We start from the raw sequence: 20,273 nt of genomic DNA on the forward strand, positions 1-20,273 counted from the left end.
GGGAAAACGCTATGGCCTGCCGGGGGAAAACACCCTGGGGCGCACACGCCGGGACGGGGTAGGGCTGTCCCTACCGCTAGGTGCGGCGGCGGTTGCCGAACCCGCCGGCGAGCTTGCGCAGCACCGGACGCGGCAGCAGTCCGCCGATCCCGACCAGGGCCTTGTACTGCAGGCTCGGCACCGAGATCACCTTGCCGCGGCGCAGGTCAGCGAGGGCTTCGTCGACGACCTGGGCCACGTCGAGCCAGAACGCCTTCGGCCCCTCCCGCTTCAGCCCGGCGCGCTCGTGGAACTCGGTGTGGGTGAAACCGGGGCACAGCGCCATCATCCGCACGCCCTTCGGCAGCGACATCGCGACGCCCTCGGTGAACGACGTGACCCAGTTCTTGCTGGCGGTATACGTCGAACCGCGGCCGGAGAAGAAGCCCGCGACACTGCTGACGTTGATGATGTCGCCGCGGCCGCGCTCGACCATGCCCGGCAGCGCCGCCCGGGTCAGCTGCAGTACGGCGGTCACGTTGACGTCGAGCTGACGCTGCAGGTCCTCGGCCGGGATCTCCCAGAACTCGCCGCTCAGCCCGAACCCCGCGTTGTTGACCAGCAGGTCGACCGGCTGGGTTCCGAGCAGCTCAGCGACCCGGCCGCGACCGTCCACTTCGGACAGATCGGCGGAGAGCACGGTCACCTCGACGCCGTGCTCCGCGCGCAGCTTCTCGGCCAGCGCGGTCAGCCGCTCCTCGTCCCTGGCGACGAGGACGAGGTCGTGCTTCTCGGCGGCCAGCCGGCGCGCGAATTCCGCGCCGATGCCCGCGGTGGCTCCCGTGATCACAGAACTGGTGGTCATGTGGGTGAAGCTACCCGTTTTTCAGCTGCGTTTGCGCTGGTGGCGCAGTATGGTCCGGCGCATGGGCAAGCACTCCAAGCGGACGCCCGGATATCTGCCCCGGATGGCCGCCGGTGCGGCGCCCCTCGCTCTGTTGCTCGCCGGCCCGGCTGCGGCGCTGGCGGACACCCCGCGCGGGGAACTGCCGCTCGACCTGCACCAGCACGGTTCCTCCTCCGACCTCCAGTTCACCCGCGACGAGACGGTCACGACGCGCGATCTGCCCGCGTCCGCCGCGTCGAACCTGCACCAGGCGCTCGCTCCGGACGCCGCCGGCCAGTCCCAGACGCACGACCTGCGTCTCGGCGAGGCAGGCCGCGCGTTCACCGGCAACGACCTCGGCGCGCACCACACACAGCCGTTCGACGGTGCGCACGTAGCCGGTCTGGACCAGTCCATGCGACACGGCGTCCGGCTGCCGCAAGGCGTCGAAGCGCTCTCCAGCAGCAAGACCGGCGCCGAATCCGGTCTGGCCGGCCGGTTCTCCGGCGACCTGATGAGCGGCAGCCGCGTCGAACGCACCTGCGCGGACGCCGTCGACCTCGGCCCGGCGGGCTCGGTGGTCGCGAACTCCGACGAAAGCGTCCTCGGCCAGTTCACCGGCAAGCTCGACGTCGCGCGGCTGGAGTCCACCGAGCGGCACAGCGTGTCCGGCGACCTCGGCCCGGTGCACACGCTGGCCGCGACGAGCCAGTCGACCGCCGAGCGCACCGAGCGGTTCCACGGCGAACTGTCGGCCGCGGACATCGCGGCGGCGCGGGCGAGCACCGCTTCTACCGTGGGTGTCCCGGTTACCCGGAGCCAGCACGTGGGCGCCGAGGTGCTCGGAAATCCGGTCATCGACAACGGATGGACAGTTTCCGGGCCGCCGTTCACTTTCTCGCCCGGCTGAGTTCACCGCCGGGCCGGGTCCGCTTTCGGCAACCGAGTCCGGACCGTTTCCGGATCGTGAAACGGTCCTCGGCCGAAGCCGTCGTGAGCTGCGGGACGTCACCCGTTCGCCGTAACGAAGGGCGCGTTTCCTTTACCCACCGTGGCGGTTCGGCGCGCGAATCCGGGCTCGACCAGGTGGCGCCGCCACCGGGAGAGTCCCCAGCGGGAGGCCCGCATCCGCTTGGATAGCCTGCTGGGCGTGGTCGACCTCGAATCCGCTGCCGCCGAATCGGCGTCTCCGACAGCTGCCGGCAAGAGCAAAGCCGGGCGTCGGGCGCGGCTGCTCGCTGCGGTTTTCGGAATCGCCGGCGCGATTCTCGCGATCGCGATCCCGTTCCTGCCCGTCACGCTCGAGCAAACCACCCTCGACTGGCCGACCGCTCAGGGCGGCACCAGGGCGGTGTCCGCCCCGCTGACCGCGCAGGCGCCGATCTCGCTCGACGCGAAGGTCTCGTGCGCGACCGCGCGGGCGCTCGACGCGCGCACCGACGGCAACGCCGTGCTGTTCAGCACCAACCCGCCGAACTCCAGCATCGGCACCGTCACCGGGATGGCCCTGCAGGTCGGCGACGGTCAGCTCACGCTTTCCTCACAGGGGCAGCAGCTCGGCGCGGCCCCGATCGGCGAGGGCGACTGCACGATCACGGTGCATTCCGACCCGAAGCACACGACCGCGTCCGTCGGCGGCACCCACCTGGCGGACGTCAGCGACGACCACCGGCCGCAGCTCACCGGCTTCTTCTCCGACCTCAACAACCAGGACGACACGCACGGCCTCTCGGTTTCCGCGCAGGTCGACAACCGCTGGGCCAGCACCGCGACCGGCATCAAACTAGCCGCCATCGTGCTGTCGGTGCTCTGCTTCATTGGCGCGGTGCTCGCGCTGTACCGCCTCGACCGGCTCTCCGGCCGGCGCGCGCCCCGGCTGGCCAAGCGCGGCTGGTGGAAGCTGAAATTCCTCGACATAGCCGTCCTCGGCACGCTCGGCGTCTGGTGGCTGATCGGCGCGATGACCGCCGACGACGGCTACTTCACGACCATGGCGCGCGTCCGCGGCGACGCCGGGTACATCGGCGAGTACTACCGGTGGTTCGCCGCGCCGGACGCGCCGATGGCGTGGTTCGTCGACATCTACGCGGCCATGACCAAGGTCAGTTCGCTGACGCCGTGGATGCGGCTGCCGTCGCTGTTGATGGGCGTCGCCTGCTGGATGCTGATCAGCCGGGGCGTGCTGCCCCGGCTCGGCAGGCAGGTGCGGATCAGCAGCGCGGCCGGCTGGGCGGCGGGCGCGGTCTTCCTCGCGTTCTGGCTGCCCTACGACAACGGCCTGCGCCCGGAAAACCTGGTCGCGCTGCTGTCGCTGATCACCATCTGCGCCGTCGAACGCGCGGTGGCGACCCGGCGGCTCGGCCCGGCGGCGGTCGGGCTGACCGTCGCGGCGCTGTGCGTCTCGGTGAACCCGCACGGGCTGATGGCCGTGCTGCCGTTCGTGGTCGGGCTGAAACCGCTGGCGAAGATCGTGCTCCGGCACGCCCGCCAGTTCGGCTGGGTGCCGGTGCTCGCGCCGGTCGCCGCGGCCGGACTGGTGATCCTCGCGCTCATCTTCTGCGACCAGACGCTGAGCGGTGCGCTCGAATCGGTGCGGCTGCGCTCGTCGCTCGGGCCGACCGGGGCCTGGTACAACGAGCTGGACCGCTACACGATGCTGTTCAGCAACGGCCCGGACGGTTCGATGACGCGCCGGTTCCCGGTGCTGTTGATCTTCCTCTGCCTGGCGACCTGCGCGGTCGTGCTGCTGCGGCGCGGCAACATCCGCGGCGCCGCGCTCGGCCCGAGCCGCCGACTGCTCGGCATCAGCGCACTGTCCTTTGTGGTCCTCGCGCTCGCCCCGACCAAGCACTCGCACCACTTCGGCATGCTGGTCGCGGTCGGCGGTCCGCTCGCCGCGCTCACCGCGTTGTCGACGAGCACGACCGTGCTGCTGTCGCGCCGCAACCGCGCCGCGTTCTTCGCCGGGCTGATGGTGATCGTCGCGCTGGCTTCGACCGGGCCGAACGCCTGGTGGTACGTCTCCGCGTGGGGCGTGCCGTGGTTCGACCTCCCGCCGCAGGTGTTCGGCATCAAGCTGAGCACGATGGCGCTCGTGGCGGCCGCGGTCGCGCTGGCGATCGCGGCGATCGAGCACATGAAGCACAACGAGCACGAACCGTTCGTACCGCCCGCGCCGGTGCCGCGGTCCGACCTGGAAAACCGCGGCCGGGCGCTGCGGCTCGGGCTCGCGCCGCTGTCGACGGTGTGCGCGATTCTCGTGCTGTTCGAGGTCGGCAGCATCGCCAAGGGCATCCAGAAGCGCTGGGACACCTACAACATGGGTGCCGACAACATCCGCCAGCTGGCCGGGAAGAGCTGCGGGCTGTCCGACTACATCAAGGTCGAGCGCGATCCGAAGGCCGGCATTCTCGAAGCCGCGCCGCAGCAGCCGCAGAACGCCGCGCCCGGCTGGCAGGTGCCCGCCGGCGCCGACCGCGGGACCACGCCGCAGGAATGGCTGACCAGCACGCAGAAGGGCTTCGTCACCAACGGCGGGCTGCCCACGGACGACAAGTGGAAGCCGCCGCACGGCTTCGGCAAGGACGCCGCGCCGATCTGGGGCAGCTACCACGAGTCCGGCGACGGCGCGGGCGACCTGCGCACCCAGTGGTACTCGATCCCGGAACGCGCGCGCGACGGCTCGGTGCCGATCGTGGTCGCGCTCGCCGGCAAGACCGAGGACCCGAACGGGCTGACCGCCGAATTCGGCAAGAACACCCCCGCCGGGTTCGAGGTGCTCAGCCGCGAGAAGCTCGACGCGAAGAAGAAGGACACCGACTGGCGGGACGCGCGGGTCAGCGTGCCCGAAGGCGCCGACCAGGTGCGGATCGTGGCGAAGGGCCGCGGGCTCGGCAGCGAGGGCTGGGTCGCGTTCAGCGCGCCGCGGGCGCCGAAGATCGCGAAGATGACCGACGTGGTCGGGAAGGACCCGGTGTTCCTGGAGTGGGCCGCCGCCGCGCAGCACCCGTGCCTGCGCCCGTCCTCGATCCACAACGGGATCGCCGAGATGCCGAAGTACCGGATCAGCGCGGGCGACGACCTGCGCACGGTCGGCCGGTATTGGTCTTCGCCCGCGGGTGGCGGACCGTTCGTGTGGATGAACGCGAGCGTCCAGATGGAGGCGCTGCCGACGTATCTGGAAGGCGACGTCGACCGTGACTGGGGGACGTTGTACGAGGTGACGCCCGACGTCGCGAACGCGCTCCCCGCTTCGGCGGCGCTGCATCAGCAGTCGGTGACGCACTCCGGGCTGTGGTCGCCTGGACCGCTGGCCAAACCCGCCAACCCGACCGGCGAGACGTAAACCGGCTGTGTCGCGAAGGGCCCCTTGAGTCGCTCAAGGGGCCCTTCGCGCTTTTCAGCAGCGATACCGGGTGAACTGCTCGTTCATGATCAGAAACGCGCCGAGCCCGTGGAAGTCGTTCGTCAGCCGCTTCCGGGCGAAGTAGAACTTCAGGTCCCCGACGTTCGTCCCCTCGCAGATGTCGGCGATGTTCGTCAGTCCGTCCGCCCCGATCGACACCTTCTGCAGCACTCCCGCATAGCCGCGCTGGGCGACCGAGGCGTAGGACGCGGGCAGATATCCGCGCTCGATGCCCCGGGAGACGGTGAACGCGTACATCGAGGACGCAGACGTCTCCAGCCAGTTCCCGTCGTCCCCGCCGTGGTCGACGACCTGGTACCACCGGCCGGTCCGCGGATCCTGGAACCGGCGGTATCCCTCGGCGAGGAACTGGACGATCCCGACCAGCTCCGGCCTGCGGGGATGGTCGGCGGGCAGCACCTCGAGGATGTCGATCGCGGCCATCCCGAACCAGCCGATCGCGCGGGCCCAGTGGAAGCTGGAGTGCTTGCCGGGCCCGGTCGCCCACGGCTGGGCGCCGCTTTCGTCGTAGGCGTGGTAGATCAGGCCCTTCGCGGGTTCCTTGAGGTGTCCGAAGTAGACGGACAGGTTCTTGGCGGACTCCTCGTAGCAGTACGTCGGGTCGTGGAAAACCTTGCCGTACAAGGCGAGGAACGGTTGCGCCATGTACACCCCGTCGCCCCACAGCTGGTGCTGACGGCTGACCGCGTGCCACATCCCGCCGTCGCTCGTGCGCGGATAGGTCTCGAAGCGTTTGCGCAGCTGATCGGCGGCCTTGCGGTACTTGGCGTTGCCGGTTTCGTTGTACAGCAACGGAAGCATCTGGCAGGCGCGCATCGAGTCGAGGCTGCTGAAGCTGTTGGAGATGCCGTCGTCGGTGATGAACCGGTCGTACCAGGCGACGAGGTAGTCGAGGTACTTGCGCTCCTTGGTGCGCCGGTAGAAGAGGTACTGGCCGTAGAAGTAGAGGCCGAGCGGATAGCTCCAGCCGCCGATGGACGCCGGGGTGTAGCGCTTCATGGTGGAGTCGATGACGGCGCGGGACCAGTCGCGCGCGCCCGCGGCCGCCGCGACCCCGGGCAGGGCGAGCGAGCCGAGCGCCGCCGCGGTCCCGGTCAGTACCGATCTTCTCGAGAGGGACATGCGGGTGTCCTTCCTGCTGTCGGCGGCGGCGGGAAAGGCTGTCGAACGACCTCTACCCGGCGCGGGAGCGGTCCGGCAAGGTTCCTGTCCGGGATGTCCGGCGCGATCGCTGGATAGGCCCAGCGGGGCGTCCGGTCAGCGGGAACCCGTCCGCAATGGACACCCGAGCCGGGCGATTAGCCGATTTGTCGACGCGACCTGGCGGGTTCCGGCCAAACGGGGCGCGCCGACACGGTGCGGCCGTCCCGGTAGGAGGGCTCGGCAGCGATACCCTGACCGGCGTGGGTATCTCGGCGTGGATCTGGTTCGTCATCGCCGCCGTCGCGCTGGTGGCGGGGCTTGGCCTGCTCTTCGCGGACCGGGCCAGGGAGGGCTCGCGCAACCGTGAGCGGCAGCGCTGGGCCCAGTTGCGCGGCTGGCAGTTCGTGGAAGAGGACGAACGGCTGCCCCGGCAGTGGTCGGGAGGCGCGATCGGCTACTTCGGAGCCGACGCGGCGGTGAACGTCGTCGCGGGCTCCACCTTCACCTCCGACGGCCGCCGTCCGGTGTTCATCTTCGACATCGAGTCGCAAGGCCAGGTGCCCGCGGTAGTCGTGGCCGTGCGCTGCAACAAGACGCACCGGGTGCCAGTCGAGATGTGGCTGTCGAGCGTGCCGTTCCAGCGCGAGAACATGCCGGAGATGCTCGGCCCGATCGGCCAGCGCTACGCCTTCGCGGACGACTCCGAGGGAGCGCGCCAGGTCATCACCCAGGACCTGGTGGACGCGGCCGACCAGCTGGGCGGCGACGTCGGCGTGGCGTGGCTGGAGAACGAGTGGGTGCTGGCGAGCGTCGTGCCCGGGGCTGGGCCGTCGCGGCTTGAGCGGCTGCTGCGGGATCTGGGCGAGATCGCGGACATCGTGGACCCGTTCGACGAGGACTACGACTCGAACCGCACGTGGACGCCGTCTGCGGGGACTCCGGCTGTACCTCCGACGAGCGCTCCTTCTCCGGCGGACACGCAGGCGACGCGGCCGGTCGATACTCGCGCAGTGGAGACGTCGGCGCCGTCGCCGGCGGACACCCGGATGACGGAGCGGCAGCCGTCTCCGCCCGCGCCGCGCACTCCACCGCCGGGTGGGGGCGCGACTCCGACGGCTCCCGCGCGTCCGGTGGAACCTGGGCACGGCGAGGACGCCTGAGGGCTAGGTTTTGGAACCGCCCGGCCGCGCTACTGCGGCCGGGCGGTTTCGCATTCTGGGGGCTGGCAACTTGTGCCCGAGGCCTGCGACAAAGGGTTCGTGAGGGGAGCCTTCAAGCGGCGGCCCGCGTCGCGCTTACCCCCAAACGCAGTGAAGGGCTCCTTGAGGGAATCTAAGTCCCTCAAGGAGCCCTTCACGGACCAACCGTCAGACCCGCGACACCGTCAGCGTGTCACCGGTTTCCAGTTCCGGCAGGTCCACTCGCACGGTGTCCCCGTCCCGGACTTCGCCGGCGAGCAGTTGCTTGGCCAGCTGGTCTCCGATCGCCGACTGCACCAGGCGGCGCAGCGGGCGGGCGCCGTAGATCGGGTCGAAGCCGTTCAACGCCAGCCATTCCCGGGCGCCGTCGGTCACCTCGAGGTGCAGGCGGCGTTGGGCGAGCCGCTTGGCGAGTCGGGCGACCTGGATGTCCACAATGGACGTCAGTTGCTCGGTGCCGAGCGCGTGGAACACCACGATGTCGTCCAGCCGGTTCAGGAATTCCGGCTTGAACTGCCGTTGCACGACCTCCATCACCGCGTCGCGGCGCTGGCGTTCGTCGAGTGCCGGGTCCGCGATCGCTTGCGAGCCGAGGTTCGACGTCAGGATCAGGATGGTGTTCCGGAAGTCCACTGTCCGGCCTTGGCCGTCGGTCAGCCTGCCGTCGTCGAGGACCTGCAGGAGCACGTCGAACACGTCCGGGTGCGCCTTTTCGACCTCGTCCAGCAGCACCACCGTGTACGGGCGGCGCCGGACGGCTTCGGTCAGCTGGCCGCCCTGGTCGTAGCCGACGTAACCCGGGGGAGCACCGACCAGGCGGGCCACCGAGTGCTTCTCGGAGTACTCGCTCATGTCGATGCGCTGCATCGCGCGCTCGTCGTCGAACAGGAACTCCGCCAGCGCCTTCGCCAGCTCGGTCTTGCCGACGCCGGTCGGGCCGAGGAACAGGAACGAGCCGGTCGGCCGGTCCGGGTCGGCAACGCCGGCCCGTGCGCGCCGCACGGCGTCCGCGACGACCTGGACCGCCTGGTCCTGGCCGATGACGCGGCGATTCAGCTCCTCCTCCATCCGGAGCAGCTTGCCCGTCTCGCCTTCCAGCAGCCGTCCGGCGGGGATGCCGGTCCACGCGCTGACCACGTCCGCGACGTCGTCCGCGCCCACCTCTTCCTTCAGCATGACGTTCTGCTTGCTGGCCTCGTTCGCGGCCATCGCGGCCTCGAACTCCTTCTCCAGCACCGGAATCCGGCCGTACCGCAGCTCGGCGGCCTTGCCGAGGTCGCCGTCGCGTTCGGCGCGTTCCGATTCGCCGCGCAGTTGCTCCAGTTGCTCCTTCAGCTCACGGACGGTCTCGATCGAGCCCTTCTCGTTCTGCCAACGGGCGGTCAGCGCGGTGAGTTCCTCGCGCTTCTCGGCCAGTTCGGCGCGCAGCGCGGTGAGCCGTTCGAGAGAGGCGGCGTCGTCCTCTTTGGACAGTGCCATCTCTTCGATCTCCATGCGCCGCACGGCCCGTTCGACCTCGTCGATCTCCACCGGACGCGAGTCGATCTCCATGCGGATCTTCGAGGCGGCCTCGTCGACCAGGTCGATCGCCTTGTCCGGCAGGAACCGCGCGGTGATGTAGCGGTCCGACAGCGTCGCGGCGGCGACCAGCGCGGCGTCCGTGATCCGGACCCCGTGGTGCACCTCGTAACGCTCCTTCAGCCCGCGCAGGATCGCGATGGTGTCCTCCGGCGACGGCTCGCCGACCAGCACCTGCTGGAAACGGCGCTCCAGCGCCGGGTCCTTCTCGATGTGCTGGCGGTACTCGTCGAGCGTGGTCGCGCCGACCATCCGCAGCTCGCCGCGGGCGAGCATCGGCTTGATCATGTTGCCCGCGTCCATCGCACCCTCGCCGGTCGCACCCGCACCGACGATGGTGTGCAGCTCGTCGATGAACGTGATGACCTCGCCCGCGGAGTCGGTGATCTCCTTGAGGACAGCCTTCAACCGCTCCTCGAACTCGCCGCGGAACTTGGCTCCGGCCACCATCGACCCGAGGTCGAGTGCGACGACTCGCTTGCCGCGCAACGATTCCGGCACGTCGCCCGCGACGATCCGCTGGGCGAGGCCCTCGACGATCGCCGTCTTGCCGACGCCCGGTTCGCCGATCAGCACCGGGTTGTTCTTGGTGCGCCGGGAAAGCACCTGCACGACACGGCGGATCTCGGTGTCGCGGCCGATGACCGGGTCGAGTTCACCGGAACGGGCCCGCTCGGTCAGGTCGACGCCGTACTTCTCCAGCGCCTTGAACGTGCTTTCGGGATCCGCGCTGGTGATCCGGGCCGACCCGCGCACCTTCGCGAACGCCTCGCGCAGCGCGTCCGGCGTGGCGCCGTGCCGCTTGAGCAGGTCCGCGACCTGGGCTCCTTCGGTGGCGAGGCCGACGAGCAGGTGCTCGGTCGACACGTACTCGTCACCGAGTTCGGTGGCGAGCTTCTGCGCCTGCGAGAGCGACTTGACCGCGGGCGCGTCGAACTGCGGCGTCGACACGGTCGCGCCGGTCGCCGACGGCAGTCCGTTGATGATCGGCTCGAGCTCCTTGTGCACCGTCTCCGGGTCCGCCCCGACCGCGGTCAGCAGCGGTGCGGTGGTCCCGTCACCCTGCGCCAGCAGGGCGCCCAGCAAATGGGCGGCCGACACGTGCGGGTTGCCGGCCACGGTGGCCGCCTGCGCCGCGGACGAGATCGCCTGCTGGGTCTTCGTGGTCGGGTTGAAAGCGTCCATCCCTCACCTCATGCGTTTGTGGAAATACCTGGTGACAGGCCCGACCAAGGCCCGTCGACAGGTATAACGTCAGCAAAGTTGAGTCTGTTCCGCTCAACTCTGAATTGGTGCCACCGCGGCCGCGGGCAGCCTCGGTCCCAGCCTGCCGAGCCCGAGCGCGGCAAGGCAAGCGCAACCCCCGACCAGCACCCAGGGTAACCAAGCCGCCACGGAAAACAACGACACGATCGCTGGAGCGAGCACCTGAGCCACAGTGAACGCGTATTGGAACGCGGCGAGGTAACGGCCCTTCGCTTCGGGTGGTGCGGCGGCCTCGGCGAGCGCGCCGGAGCGCGGCCCGAACACCAGGTCGCCGGCGGCGAACACGAGCGTGGCGGCCAGCAGGTACGGCACCTGCCAGCTTCGCGGAACCAGCAGCACGCCGACGCTCGTCAGGCACCACGCGGCGAACAGCGCGGACCCGGCGCGCATCGCGCTGATCCGGCTGAGGCCCCGGGTGAGCCGCAGCGCGACCGTGCCGCCGGCGCTGGTCAGCACGGTCAGCAGGAAGAGGATCGCGCCGGGCAGCCAGGTGGGCGCGTGCAATCGGTCGAGCACGAACACCGGGGTGCCGATGAGGAAGAAATCGAGCGACAGCCCGAACAGCCCGCTCAGCAGGATCAGAGTCAGGTACGGGCGGTTGCGCCACACCCCGCTGCGCACGCGCGCCGCGGGCGCGAACCGGCGGCCGGGCGGGATGAACACCGCGACGAGGCCCGCCGCCGCGAGGAAAGTCAGCACGTCCACGAAGAGCGCGATGGGGTAACCGCTGTCGCCGAACCAGGTGAGCAGCGCCGACGACATCAGCCCGCCGAGCCCGAACCCGCCCGCGCGCACCATTCCGACCTCGGCGAACGGCCGGTCCTTCGGCACGTCCCCGGCGACCGCGGCGACGAGCGCGAACAAGCAGCTGAAGAACAATTGTTGCCCGGCACCAAGAAGGATGGCGGCGACCACAACTCCGCCGATGTCGTGCGCGAACAAATACGCGCTGATTCCGGCGGCCTGCAACAGTTGCGAGGCAAGAACTCCGGCTCTCGGCCCAGCGCGATCCACCAGCCGCCCGGCCAGCGGCGGCATGAGAAGCCCCGCCGTGGTGCCCAAAGTGACCGCGGTGCCCGCTTCGACGAGCGGGATTCCGATCACCCGCGTCACGTAAAGCAGTGCGAGCGGAAGGAAAAGTCCGGAACCGAAGTTGTCGATCCCCATTGCCAGCAACATCGCGACCCTGCTTCGCGTCACATATTCGACGCTACCTCCGGGAGAGGGGGACGAGGCAGGGCCGGGAGGGCGCATCGCTTGGGGGCAAATGCCACTCCCAGTAGAAAGCTCGTGAGTGTCTACCGCGGCGAGAACCGCGACAAACACTCACGAGCCCCTTTAGTCGACGCTGAGTGTTCCCTGGTGCCTAACGAACTCTCGTTCAACAGCCTCGCTCAGTTCGACATCGTGCTGTGCCGCCGCACCGTCGCCGACCGTCATCGTCTCGGCGTGCGGCGTGTATCCGTGTGCGGACACAGTGAGCGTGTAGGCGCCCGGTTCGATTCCCGTGAAGCGGTACGCGCCGTCGCCGCCCGCGATGTGCGTTGCGGTGACAATGCCCAGCCGGTCCGTAAGAGTCAGGACCGCGCCTGCGACCGCGGCGTGGCGACCGGCCGCGCGTACACGACCTGAGATGGCGCCCTGGCTGTCCAACAGCAAGTCGTGCCAACGCGCGTTGCCGTTAAGCCGCACGGTCGACACCGCGGGCCGCGTCGAACCAGCTGTCGCCAGAAGGACGTGCTCGCCCACAGTGTCCGCCGACAACTCGTACGCGCCCGTACGTCCCGTACGCCCGACGTCGACCTGACGCCCAGTCATGTCGGTGAGCGTGAGCACGACACCCGATACCGGACGACCGCCCGCGTCGAGAACCCGGCCGCGCAGCACGGAGGTCATCTCGACCGGAGCTTCGACCACCGAGACGGCCTCGACCGAAACCGCCGCCGGAGCCGGTGCTGGCGCGTCCGCGTCGAGCGTCCGGCGCAGCGGCACCTCCTTGATGAACAGCACCGCGAGGAAGGTGACCACGGCGATGCAGCCCGCGACGAAGAACACCGTGCCGGTCGCGTCGCCGAAGGCCCCGCGCACCACCGGCTGCAGCGCCGGCGGGAGCGACGAGATGGCGAACGTGCCGCCACCGCCGGAAACTGCTCCGCCCGAGTGAATACCCATCTGCGACAGGGAGTTCGCGATGTTCGTGGCCACCCGGGCGGCGAGCACCGCACCGAGCGCGGACACGCCCGCCGCGCCGCCGAGCGACCGGAAGAACGTGACGACCGAGGACGACGACCCGATGTCCTTCATCGCGACCGTGTTTTGGACTACCAAAACCAGGTTCTGCATCAGGAAGCCCAGTCCGAGGCCGACCAGCGCGAGGTAGACGCCCATCAGCGTCAGGTTCGTCGCGTGGTCCACCGTCGAGAGCAGGAACAGCCCGGCCAGCAGCGAAACCCCGCCCGCGACCATGAACGGCTTGGTGCGCCCGGTGCGGGAAATGACCTGCCCCGCACCGGTGGAGGCGACGGCAAGCCCCAGCACCATCGGCAGCGTCATCAGACCGGCGTGCGTCGGCGAGAAGCCGCGCGCGATTTGGTAGTACTGGCCGAGGAACACCGAACCGCCGAACATCGCGGTGCCGACCGCCAGCGAGGCGAGCACGGACAGCGTGAAGGTGCGGTTGCGGAAGAGCCGCAGCGGAACCACCGGCTCCGCGACCCGGGATTCGACGAGAACCGCCAGCGCCAGCGCGACGATCGCACCGCCGACGTACGCGGCGCTCGACCACGAAACCCAGCCGAAGCTGCCGCCCGCCAGCGAAACCCAGATCAGCAGCAGCGCGACGCCGCCGACCAGCAGGGTCGCGCCCAGCCAGTCGATCCGCACCTTGCGCTTGAGCACCGGCAGCTTCAGCGTCCGGCCGAGCACGATGAACGCGACGACGGCCAGCGGCACGCACACCCAGAAGCACCAGCGCCAGCCGAGCGGCGAGTCCACGATCAGCCCGCCGATCAACGGGCCGGACACGGTCGCGACGGCGAACACCGCGCCGGTGTAACCGGTGTAGCGGCCGCGGTCGCGCGGCGCGATCATCGCCGCGATGACGACCTGGATCAGCGCCTGCAGCCCGCCGAGCCCGATGCCCTGCAGCGCGCGGTAGGCGATGAGTTCGGGCATCGACTGCGCGATGCCGCCCAGTGCCGATCCGACGGTGAAAACGACGATCGCGATTTGGTACAGCAGTTTCTTGCTGAACAGGTCGGAGAGTTTGCCCCAGATCGGGGTGGTCGCGGTCGACGTCAACAGCGTCGCGGTGACGACCCAGGTGTACTCGCTCTGCGAACCGTGCAGGTCGGCGAGGATCGTCGGCAGCGCGTTGGACACGATGGTCGACGACAGCAACGCCACGAGCAGGGCCAGCAAAAGGCCGGTGAAGGCCTTGAGGATTTCCCGGTGCGTCATCGGCTGCCCGGATGCGGTGGTTTCCACTTTTCGCTACTTCACTTTCCCGACTGCGGCGCGCCGGCGCAGTACCCGGACGGGCCGAGCGTCGCGCGCAGACCTTCGTTCAATTCGGCGAGCTGCGACGTGAGGCCGGAGATCCGGTCCTCGTCCCAGCCGCCCAGTGCCGTCTCGAAGAACTCGAGGTACTGCTTGCGCCAGAGTTCGAGCCGGGCGAGGCCGGCCTCGGACACGCTGATCAGCGACGCGCGCCCGTCCTCGGGGGCGGGGCGGCGCTCGATCAGACCGGCGGCCTGCAACTGGGCGATCTGCCTGCTGATCACCGACAGGTCGACGAGCCTGCGCTTCGCGACCTCGGACGGACGGGCCTCGCCGTGCTTGGCGAGGTCGGACAGCAGCATCGCCGAGGCCGGGTGCAGCCCTGGCTCGTTCTGCCACGCCTGCATGATCCACAGGTGCTGGAGCTGGGCGGACGCCTTCAGTTCCCGCAGCAGTTCGAGCCGCACGTCGTCAGCTGGGCTCATCGTTCCTCCCGGGCCTGTGCCCACTTGCTTGTATTCTACAAGTTTAGCTGCCGAAGGTTGCGTAGGACAACTATCTAATCGGTGAGCTGCCCCACGTCCTGACTGGCCGGTAACCCGACCGGAGCAACGATGCGGGCTTTCCGCCTCAGTGCGGCTACTCTGCGGACCAGACGCCCCGCGATGCCGACGCGGCGAGCACGTCGTGGACAACGAGGAGCAGGAGTGGCGAATTCCCCCGCGCGGCGGCGCGAGCCGAATCCGACAACCTCGGCCGCCCTGCTCTCGTGACCCTTCCCTCCCAACCCCCCGGCCTCCGGTCCCGACCCATGAACGACGACAGCCCGATGACAGCCGATTCGATCAGCCCGCTCCCGCGGACCTCAGCCGCGCCCCGGCAGGCGCCCGCCGCCGTCGTCGCGATGGTGCAGCTCATCCGCGACACCTGGGCCAAATCGGAGCCGTACGCGCCGGAGATCTCGCAGTTCTTCTACGGGATGCTGTTCACCCTCGCGCCCGCCACGCGCGATTTCTTCCCGATCAACATGGAAGTGCAGGGCGGGCGCATCATCCGCGCGCTGGCCCGCGTCGTGCAGATGGTGGACCGGCCGGACGACCTGCTGCCGTTCCTGCGCCAGCTCGGCCGCGACCACCGCAAGTTCGGCGTCGCGCCCAAGCATTACGAGGCCGTCGGGACCGCGCTGCTGGCCGCGTTGAAAAACCACCTCGGCCCGGACTGGACGCCGGAGGTCGAGCGCGCGTGGGCGGAGGCGTTCACCATCGTCGCGCGCGCGATGCAGGAGGCCGCGGCGGCGGACGAGAACCCGGCGTCGTGGTCGGCGACCGTGGTCGAGCACCGGCGGCTCACCTGGGATCTCGCGCTGGTGCGGGTGATCCCGGACCAGCCGGTGCCGTATTCGCCCGGCCAGTACATGAGCGTCGAGGTGCCGCAGCGGCCGCGGTTGTGGCGGTATCTGTCGCCCGCGAACGCGCCGCGCGAGGACGGCGGCATCGAATTCCACGTGCGCGCGGTCGACGGCGGCTGGGTGTCACGGGCGATTGTGAGCCACACGCAGGCGGGCGACGTCTGGCGGCTCGGTCCACCGTTGGGCCGGATGACCGTCAACCGCGAACAGTCGCGCGGGGTGCTGATGGTCGCGGGCGGCACCGGCGTCGCGCCGCTGCGCGCGATCCTCGACCATCTCGCGCTGTGGGGCGAGAACCCGAAAACCCGGCTGTTCTACGGCGGCCCGACCCGCGAAGACCTCTACGACCTGGAAGAACTGCGCGCGCTCGCCGCGACCAACCCGTGGCTCACCATCACCCCGGTCGTCGAACGCGGCGACCATCTGCCCGGATGCGAACACGGCACGCTTGCCGAGGCGGTCACGCGGTACGGCGCGTGGCCGGACCACGACATCCTGGTGTCCGGTTCGCCGGCGATGATCCGCGCGACGGTGTCGCGGATGCTGGTCGCGGGCAGCGCGCTGGACCAGATCCAATACGACCCGTTCACGGCGGACTGAGGCGATGGACATCCGGATTCCGGTGGCGGACGGGGAAATCGACGGCTATCTGGCGGTGCCGTCCGGCGACGGCCCGTTCCCGGCGGTCGTGCTGATCCACGATATTTTCGGGCTCAACCAGGACGCGCGCGAGATCACCGACCGGTACGCCGCCGCGGGATATCTCGCGCTGAGCCCCGATCTGTACTCGCGCGGCGGCATGATCCGGTGCGTCAAGCGGACTTTCCAGGAGATGCTCGCCCGCGAGGGCCGGGCGTTCGCGGACATCGAGGCGGCGCGGGTGCTCGTCGCCGGACGGGACGACGCGACCGGCAAGGTCGGCGTCGTCGGGTTCTGCATGGGCGGCGGGTTCGCGTTGGTGGCTGCCTCGCGGGATTTCAACGCTTCCGCCCCGTACTATGGGGCACTGCCGAAGGATCTGTCCATTTTGGACGGAGCCTGTCCGATCGTCGGCAGCTTCGGCGGCAAGGACCTCTCGCTGCGCGGTGCCGCGGCCAAGCTCGACGCCGCGCTCACCGAACGCGGGATCCCGCACGACGTCAAGGAATATCCCGACGCCGGGCACGGTTTCGCGAACCACTACCGGCCCGCGCCGCTGGCCGCGGTCGCCCGGATCGCCGGGATGGGCTACCACGAGCCCTCGGATTCCGACGCCTGGCGACGCGTGATGGCGTTCTTCGGCGAGCACCTGAAGTAGTCAGCCGAGCGTGCTCACGTAGCCGAGCGCGCCGACCGCGACCGCGCCGAGGCAGGCGAGACCGAACGTGCGTCGGTCCGGGCGTTCGGCTTGTTTCAGCAACTGGACGCCGGAAGGCACCAGCGCCACGCACAGTCCGGCCGCGGCGACGATCGACCACGGTGTCGTTCCTTTGAGAACACCGAGCGGCATGAGCATCGCCGCGGCGAGTGCTGCTGCGCGCACCCGTCCGAGCACTCCGGCGCGATAGGCGGCGAAAGCCAGCAGCGGCCAGCCGAACATGATCGTGAACGACAAGAAGCTGAACAGGTGCAGGTCGCCGTAGGCGTCCGCGACGAACGCGGTCGCGTAGTCCGCTCCGCGATGCCGCGCGAGATCCGTTGCGGCCTGGTCGAATCCGGCATGGAAGACCCGCTCCGCCAGGCCGACCAGCACCAGAGCGCCGGACCACGCCGCCCAGCGCGGCTTCTGCATCGCGATCTGACGGACCACTGTGGACACTGCGAAGAGCAGAACCACCTGACCGGCCACGAAACAGGTTGCAGCCGCGGTCATCTGGGCCGGATGCTGCACCGAAGCGGCCAGCTGGTGCGGGAAGAAGAAGGGATACGGCAGGCGCAGCAGCACGCCGGCGAGCACGAGCACCGGGCCGAGGACGAGCGCCGCTCCGCCGAGGCGAGGGCCGGGAAAGGTCGACATGCCGCTCACCGTGCCCGGCCGGGCGCCCCGCGCACATCGGTCCGGGGCGGGCAGTTCCCCGCCGCGGAACCAGCCCAGGGGATGACCCACCACAGCACGATGTGCGCGCCCGCCGCACTGGCTAACGTGGGGTTGCCCATCCGACCGAAAGCAGGCCAACCCTGAAGCGGCACGTAACCTTTGCAGCCAAGTCATTCGGCCGTGGCGGCGGCCGGATCAGCAACGATCGGCACACTATGTCCCCTCTGCGAGTGAGCGACGTCGCGCTGGCGGCCGGCCTGCTCGTCGTGGACGTGGGGCTTGCCGGAAACCTGCTGATCGGCGAGGAGCCCTGGCGGCTGCCCGTATCCGCGGTGATCGCGACGCTCATCGCGGCCGCGGTCCTCTTGCGGCGGCGGGCACCGGTTCCGCTGTTGATCGTCGCCGTGGTCGTTTCCGCGGCTGCCGGGGCTTTCGAGCTGCTGTGGGATCCGTTCGTCGGTGCGGCCGCCGTGCTGTACCTCGTGCGTCCGCCGCGGGCTTTGCCAGCCGCAGGCGGGGTCGCGGCGATGTCGGCGGCTACCGCGGTCGTGGGGCAGTGGTGGTACGCGTTCGGGGTCCCGCTGGCGTTGCTCACCTGGGGGCTCGCCGAAGCGGTGCGGTCCCGGCGCGCGCAAACGGCGCGGCAGGAACGGCAACGCGAACACCGGATCCTGGTCGACGAACGCGTCCGGATCGCACGCGAACTGCACGACGTCGTCACCCACGGGATGGGCTTGATCGCGGTGAAGGCCGGGGTCGCCAACCACGTCGCGGACAGCCGCCCGGAAGAAGCGCGCGACGCGTTGCGAGTGATCGAGGAGACCAGCCGCGCGGCGCTCGGCGAGATGCGGCGGTTGCTGCAGGTGCTGCGCGACGAGACCGACGAAACCCCGGCCGATCCGCTCGCCGCGTTGCCGCAGCTCGCCGAACGCGCGCGGCAAGCCGGGGTCGACGTCGAGTTGTCCGTGCTCGGTACCGCGCAGGTGCCGGAACCGATCGCGCTGGCCGCGTACCGGATCGTGCAGGAAGCGGTGACGAACGTCGTGAAACATGCCGCGCCGGCCCGGTGCCGGGTGGTCGTGGCGGTCGCCGCGGAAGAGATCCGGATCCAGGTCACCGACGACGGCACGGCCCCGATCGGCGAGCTGCGGCTCGGGCACGGACTGACCGGCATGCGCGAACGCGTCACCCTCTACGGCGGCGAACTGGTCGCCGGCCCCGGCCCGGACGGCGGGTTCCGCGTCGCCGCCACGCTGCGGTGCGCCGATGAGTGACCAAATCCGGGTCGTCGTCGCGGACGACCAAGCCTTGCTGCGCGGAAGTTTCCGGCTGCTGCTCGACAGCGAGCCGGACTTCACCGTGATCGGCGAAGCCGCGACCGGGGCCGAGGCCGTCGAGCTGGCGGTGACGGAAGAGCCGGACGTGGTGCTGATGGACGTCCGGATGCCGGTGATGGACGGCATCGAAGCGACCCGGCTGATCGGCGAGCGCGCGCCGGACGTGCGGGTGCTGGTGTTGACCATGTTCGACCTGGACGAGCACGTCTTCGCCGCACTGCGCGCCGGAGCGACCGGCTTCCTGCTCAAGGACACCCGTCCGGCCGACTTGTGCGCAGCGGTGCGCGTGGTGGCCGCCGGGGACGCGTTGCTCGGCCCGTCCATCACCCGGCGGCTGGTGGCGCAGTTCGCGCGGATCCCGGACGCCCCGCCGCGCGCGGACGTCGCTGCCTTGGCCCCGCGGGAACGCGAGGTGCTCACGCTGGTGGCGAGCGGACTGTCCAATGTGGAGATTACCGAGCGGATGCAGCTGTCGATGGCGACGGTGAAGACCTACGTCGGACGGCTGCTGGCGAAACTCGACGCCCGGGACCGCGCGCAACTGGTGATCGTGGCGTACGAATCCGGATTGGTGCGTGCCCGGAACTAGCGCCACACCGCCTCGGCGCGGTCGCTGGCCTCCGGGGTGAAGTAGTCGCCGGTCTCCAGGTCTTCCAGCAACGTCGCGTGGTTCGGCGTCCAGCCCAGCAACTCCTGGGTGTGCGCGCTGGAGGCGGGCACGTCGAGCGAGAAGAACCTTGCCAGGAACGGGTTGCCGAGGTGTTCGGCGGCTTCTTCGAGAGTCAAGGACGTCGGCGGGATGTCCAGCAACTGCGCGATCTTCTCCGCGACGCTCTTGATCTCGACGGTTTCCCCGACCCCGTGCAACATGCTCCCGGCAGGTGCTTTCTCCAGTGCCAGCCGGAAAAGCACCGCCGCGTCCTCGCGATGGACGGCGGGCCAGCGGTTCGTGCCATCGCCGATATACGCCGAAACGCCTGCTCGACGCGCGCCCGCGATGAGTGCTGGGATGAAGCCGTGGTCGCGCGGTCCGTGCACGGTCGGCGCGAGCCGCACCACGCTGGCCCGGACGCCACGGTCGGCGAATCCGAGACACGTTTGCTCGCCGGGGATGCGGAAGTAGGCGACCGAGTTCGGATCGGCCGGGTCGAGTTCGGTGCTGATCTGGTCGGCCTTCAGCACCAGCGTGCCCGACGTGCTGACGAACGGTTTGCCGGTGCCGACCAGGGCCTGGCCCAGCGCGTCGATCGCCTCGCAGTCGCGGCGGATGAGGTCGTCGGGATCGGCGTAGCTGCCGCCCTGGGCCATGTGCAGCACGCCGTCGGCGGCTTCGGCACCGCGGCGCAGGCTGTCGAGGTCGTCGAGCGACCCCCGGTGCGGTGTCGCGCCGAGCGATTCCAGCCGCGCGGCGGAGGCGTCCGAACGAGCCAGCCCGGTGACCGAGTGTCCGGCCCGGACCAGCTCGGCGACGACGGCGGGACCGGTCTGGCCCGAGCCGCCCGTAACGAAGACATGCATGAAAGACTCCTTAGTGTC

The 20,273-nt window shown here is 69.8% G+C and carries 15 protein-coding genes; 7 read left to right on the top strand and 8 right to left on the bottom strand.

Annotated elements, in window-relative coordinates; translation table 11 throughout:
- Positions 1-76: 76 nt before the first annotated feature.
- Positions 77-844 (bottom strand): SDR family NAD(P)-dependent oxidoreductase, encoded by a 768-nt coding sequence (locus WA670_RS03025; RefSeq protein WP_336156867.1) that lies wholly within the window; start codon positions 842-844, stop codon positions 77-79.
- Positions 845-905: 61 nt separating this feature from the next.
- Between WA670_RS03025 and WA670_RS03030 the strand changes: the two genes are divergently transcribed.
- Both WA670_RS03030 and WA670_RS03035 read left to right on the top strand, forming a co-directional pair.
- Positions 906-1,775: a hypothetical protein gene (locus WA670_RS03030; protein ID WP_336156868.1), complete on the top strand. Its 870-nt coding sequence runs from the start codon at positions 906-908 to the stop codon at positions 1,773-1,775.
- Between the two features lie 240 nt (positions 1,776-2,015).
- Positions 2,016-5,210: an arabinosyltransferase domain-containing protein gene (locus WA670_RS03035; protein WP_200864296.1), complete on the top strand. Its 3,195-nt coding sequence runs from the start codon at positions 2,016-2,018 to the stop codon at positions 5,208-5,210.
- Positions 5,211-5,264: 54 nt separating this feature from the next.
- Here WA670_RS03035 and WA670_RS03040 read toward each other — a convergent pair whose 3' ends face one another.
- Positions 5,265-6,413, bottom strand: a complete 1,149-nt coding sequence (locus WA670_RS03040) for a glycoside hydrolase family 88/105 protein (RefSeq protein ID WP_336156869.1) — start codon at positions 6,411-6,413, stop codon at positions 5,265-5,267.
- A gap of 281 nt (positions 6,414-6,694) precedes the next feature.
- Here WA670_RS03040 and WA670_RS03045 point away from each other — a divergent pair, with 281 nt between their 5' ends.
- Entirely contained in the window at positions 6,695-7,594 is a 900-nt protein-coding gene (locus WA670_RS03045) for a hypothetical protein (protein ID WP_336156870.1), read from the top strand.
- Positions 7,595-7,801: 207 nt separating this feature from the next.
- Here WA670_RS03045 and clpB read toward each other — a convergent pair whose 3' ends face one another.
- The 4 genes from clpB to WA670_RS03065 form a co-directional block, all read right to left on the bottom strand.
- Entirely contained in the window at positions 7,802-10,396 is a 2,595-nt protein-coding gene (clpB, locus tag WA670_RS03050; RefSeq protein ID WP_037808889.1) for an ATP-dependent chaperone ClpB, read from the bottom strand.
- Between the two features lie 93 nt (positions 10,397-10,489).
- Positions 10,490-11,677 carry an MFS transporter gene (locus tag WA670_RS03055; RefSeq protein WP_037808891.1) on the bottom strand — a complete coding sequence of 396 codons (1,188 nt, stop codon included), beginning with the start codon at positions 11,675-11,677 and terminating at the stop codon, positions 10,490-10,492.
- Positions 11,678-11,815: 138 nt separating this feature from the next.
- Positions 11,816-13,936 (bottom strand): MFS transporter, encoded by a 2,121-nt coding sequence (locus WA670_RS03060; protein ID WP_336157180.1) that lies wholly within the window; start codon positions 13,934-13,936, stop codon positions 11,816-11,818.
- Positions 13,937-13,974: 38 nt separating this feature from the next.
- A complete protein-coding gene (locus WA670_RS03065; protein ID WP_037808892.1) occupies positions 13,975-14,460 on the bottom strand; it encodes a MarR family winged helix-turn-helix transcriptional regulator in 486 nt (161 codons plus the stop codon).
- A 344-nt stretch (positions 14,461-14,804) separates the two neighbouring features.
- Between WA670_RS03065 and WA670_RS03070 the strand changes: the two genes are divergently transcribed.
- Entirely contained in the window at positions 14,805-15,983 is a 1,179-nt protein-coding gene (locus WA670_RS03070) for a globin domain-containing protein (RefSeq protein ID WP_199817392.1), read from the top strand.
- Positions 15,984-15,987: 4 nt separating this feature from the next.
- On the top strand, positions 15,988-16,680 hold the full coding sequence (locus WA670_RS03075) for a dienelactone hydrolase family protein (protein WP_336156871.1): 693 nt from the start codon (positions 15,988-15,990) through the stop codon (positions 16,678-16,680).
- On the opposite strand, the gene WA670_RS03080 is transcribed toward WA670_RS03075, so the two are convergent.
- Positions 16,681-17,379, bottom strand: a complete 699-nt coding sequence (locus tag WA670_RS03080) for a hypothetical protein (RefSeq protein WP_336156872.1) — start codon at positions 17,377-17,379, stop codon at positions 16,681-16,683.
- A gap of 251 nt (positions 17,380-17,630) precedes the next feature.
- Between WA670_RS03080 and WA670_RS03085 the strand changes: the two genes are divergently transcribed.
- Positions 17,631-18,674, top strand: coding sequence for a sensor histidine kinase (locus tag WA670_RS03085; RefSeq protein ID WP_336156873.1), 1,044 nt, complete (start codon positions 17,631-17,633; stop codon positions 18,672-18,674).
- Positions 18,667-19,326 carry a response regulator gene (locus tag WA670_RS03090; RefSeq protein WP_037808895.1) on the top strand — a complete coding sequence of 220 codons (660 nt, stop codon included), beginning with the start codon at positions 18,667-18,669 and terminating at the stop codon, positions 19,324-19,326. The genes WA670_RS03085 and WA670_RS03090 overlap by 8 nt, the downstream gene beginning before the upstream one ends.
- Here the strand turns inward: WA670_RS03090 and WA670_RS03095 are convergent.
- Positions 19,323-20,255, bottom strand: coding sequence for an SDR family oxidoreductase (locus WA670_RS03095; protein WP_336156874.1), 933 nt, complete (start codon positions 20,253-20,255; stop codon positions 19,323-19,325). The two genes, WA670_RS03090 and WA670_RS03095, sit on opposite strands and share 4 nt — an antisense overlap.
- Positions 20,256-20,273: the final 18 nt, after the last annotated feature.

This window comes from Amycolatopsis sp. VC5-11, assembly GCF_037034185.1.
GTDB lineage: Bacteria > Actinomycetota > Actinomycetes > Mycobacteriales > Pseudonocardiaceae > Amycolatopsis > Amycolatopsis nivea.

Excerpts from the sequence above, each read along its gene's own strand:
- WA670_RS03025 (WP_336156867.1), bottom strand. The coding sequence starts at position 844 with ATGACCACCAGTTCTGTGATCACGGGAGCCACCGCGGGCATCGGCGCG.
- WA670_RS03030 (WP_336156868.1), top strand. The coding sequence starts at position 906 with ATGGGCAAGCACTCCAAGCGGACGCCCGGATATCTGCCCCGGATGGCC.
- WA670_RS03040 (WP_336156869.1), bottom strand. The coding sequence starts at position 6,413 with ATGTCCCTCTCGAGAAGATCGGTACTGACCGGGACCGCGGCGGCGCTC.
- clpB (WP_037808889.1), bottom strand. The coding sequence starts at position 10,396 with ATGGACGCTTTCAACCCGACCACGAAGACCCAGCAGGCGATCTCGTCC.
- WA670_RS03060 (WP_336157180.1), bottom strand. The coding sequence starts at position 13,936 with ATGACGCACCGGGAAATCCTCAAGGCCTTCACCGGCCTTTTGCTGGCC.
- WA670_RS03065 (WP_037808892.1), bottom strand. The coding sequence starts at position 14,460 with ATGAGCCCAGCTGACGACGTGCGGCTCGAACTGCTGCGGGAACTGAAG.
- WA670_RS03070 (WP_199817392.1), top strand. The coding sequence starts at position 14,805 with ATGACAGCCGATTCGATCAGCCCGCTCCCGCGGACCTCAGCCGCGCCC.
- WA670_RS03075 (WP_336156871.1), top strand. The coding sequence starts at position 15,988 with ATGGACATCCGGATTCCGGTGGCGGACGGGGAAATCGACGGCTATCTG.
- WA670_RS03080 (WP_336156872.1), bottom strand. The coding sequence starts at position 17,379 with ATGTCGACCTTTCCCGGCCCTCGCCTCGGCGGAGCGGCGCTCGTCCTC.
- WA670_RS03090 (WP_037808895.1), top strand. The coding sequence starts at position 18,667 with ATGAGTGACCAAATCCGGGTCGTCGTCGCGGACGACCAAGCCTTGCTG.
- WA670_RS03095 (WP_336156874.1), bottom strand. The coding sequence starts at position 20,255 with ATGCATGTCTTCGTTACGGGCGGCTCGGGCCAGACCGGTCCCGCCGTC.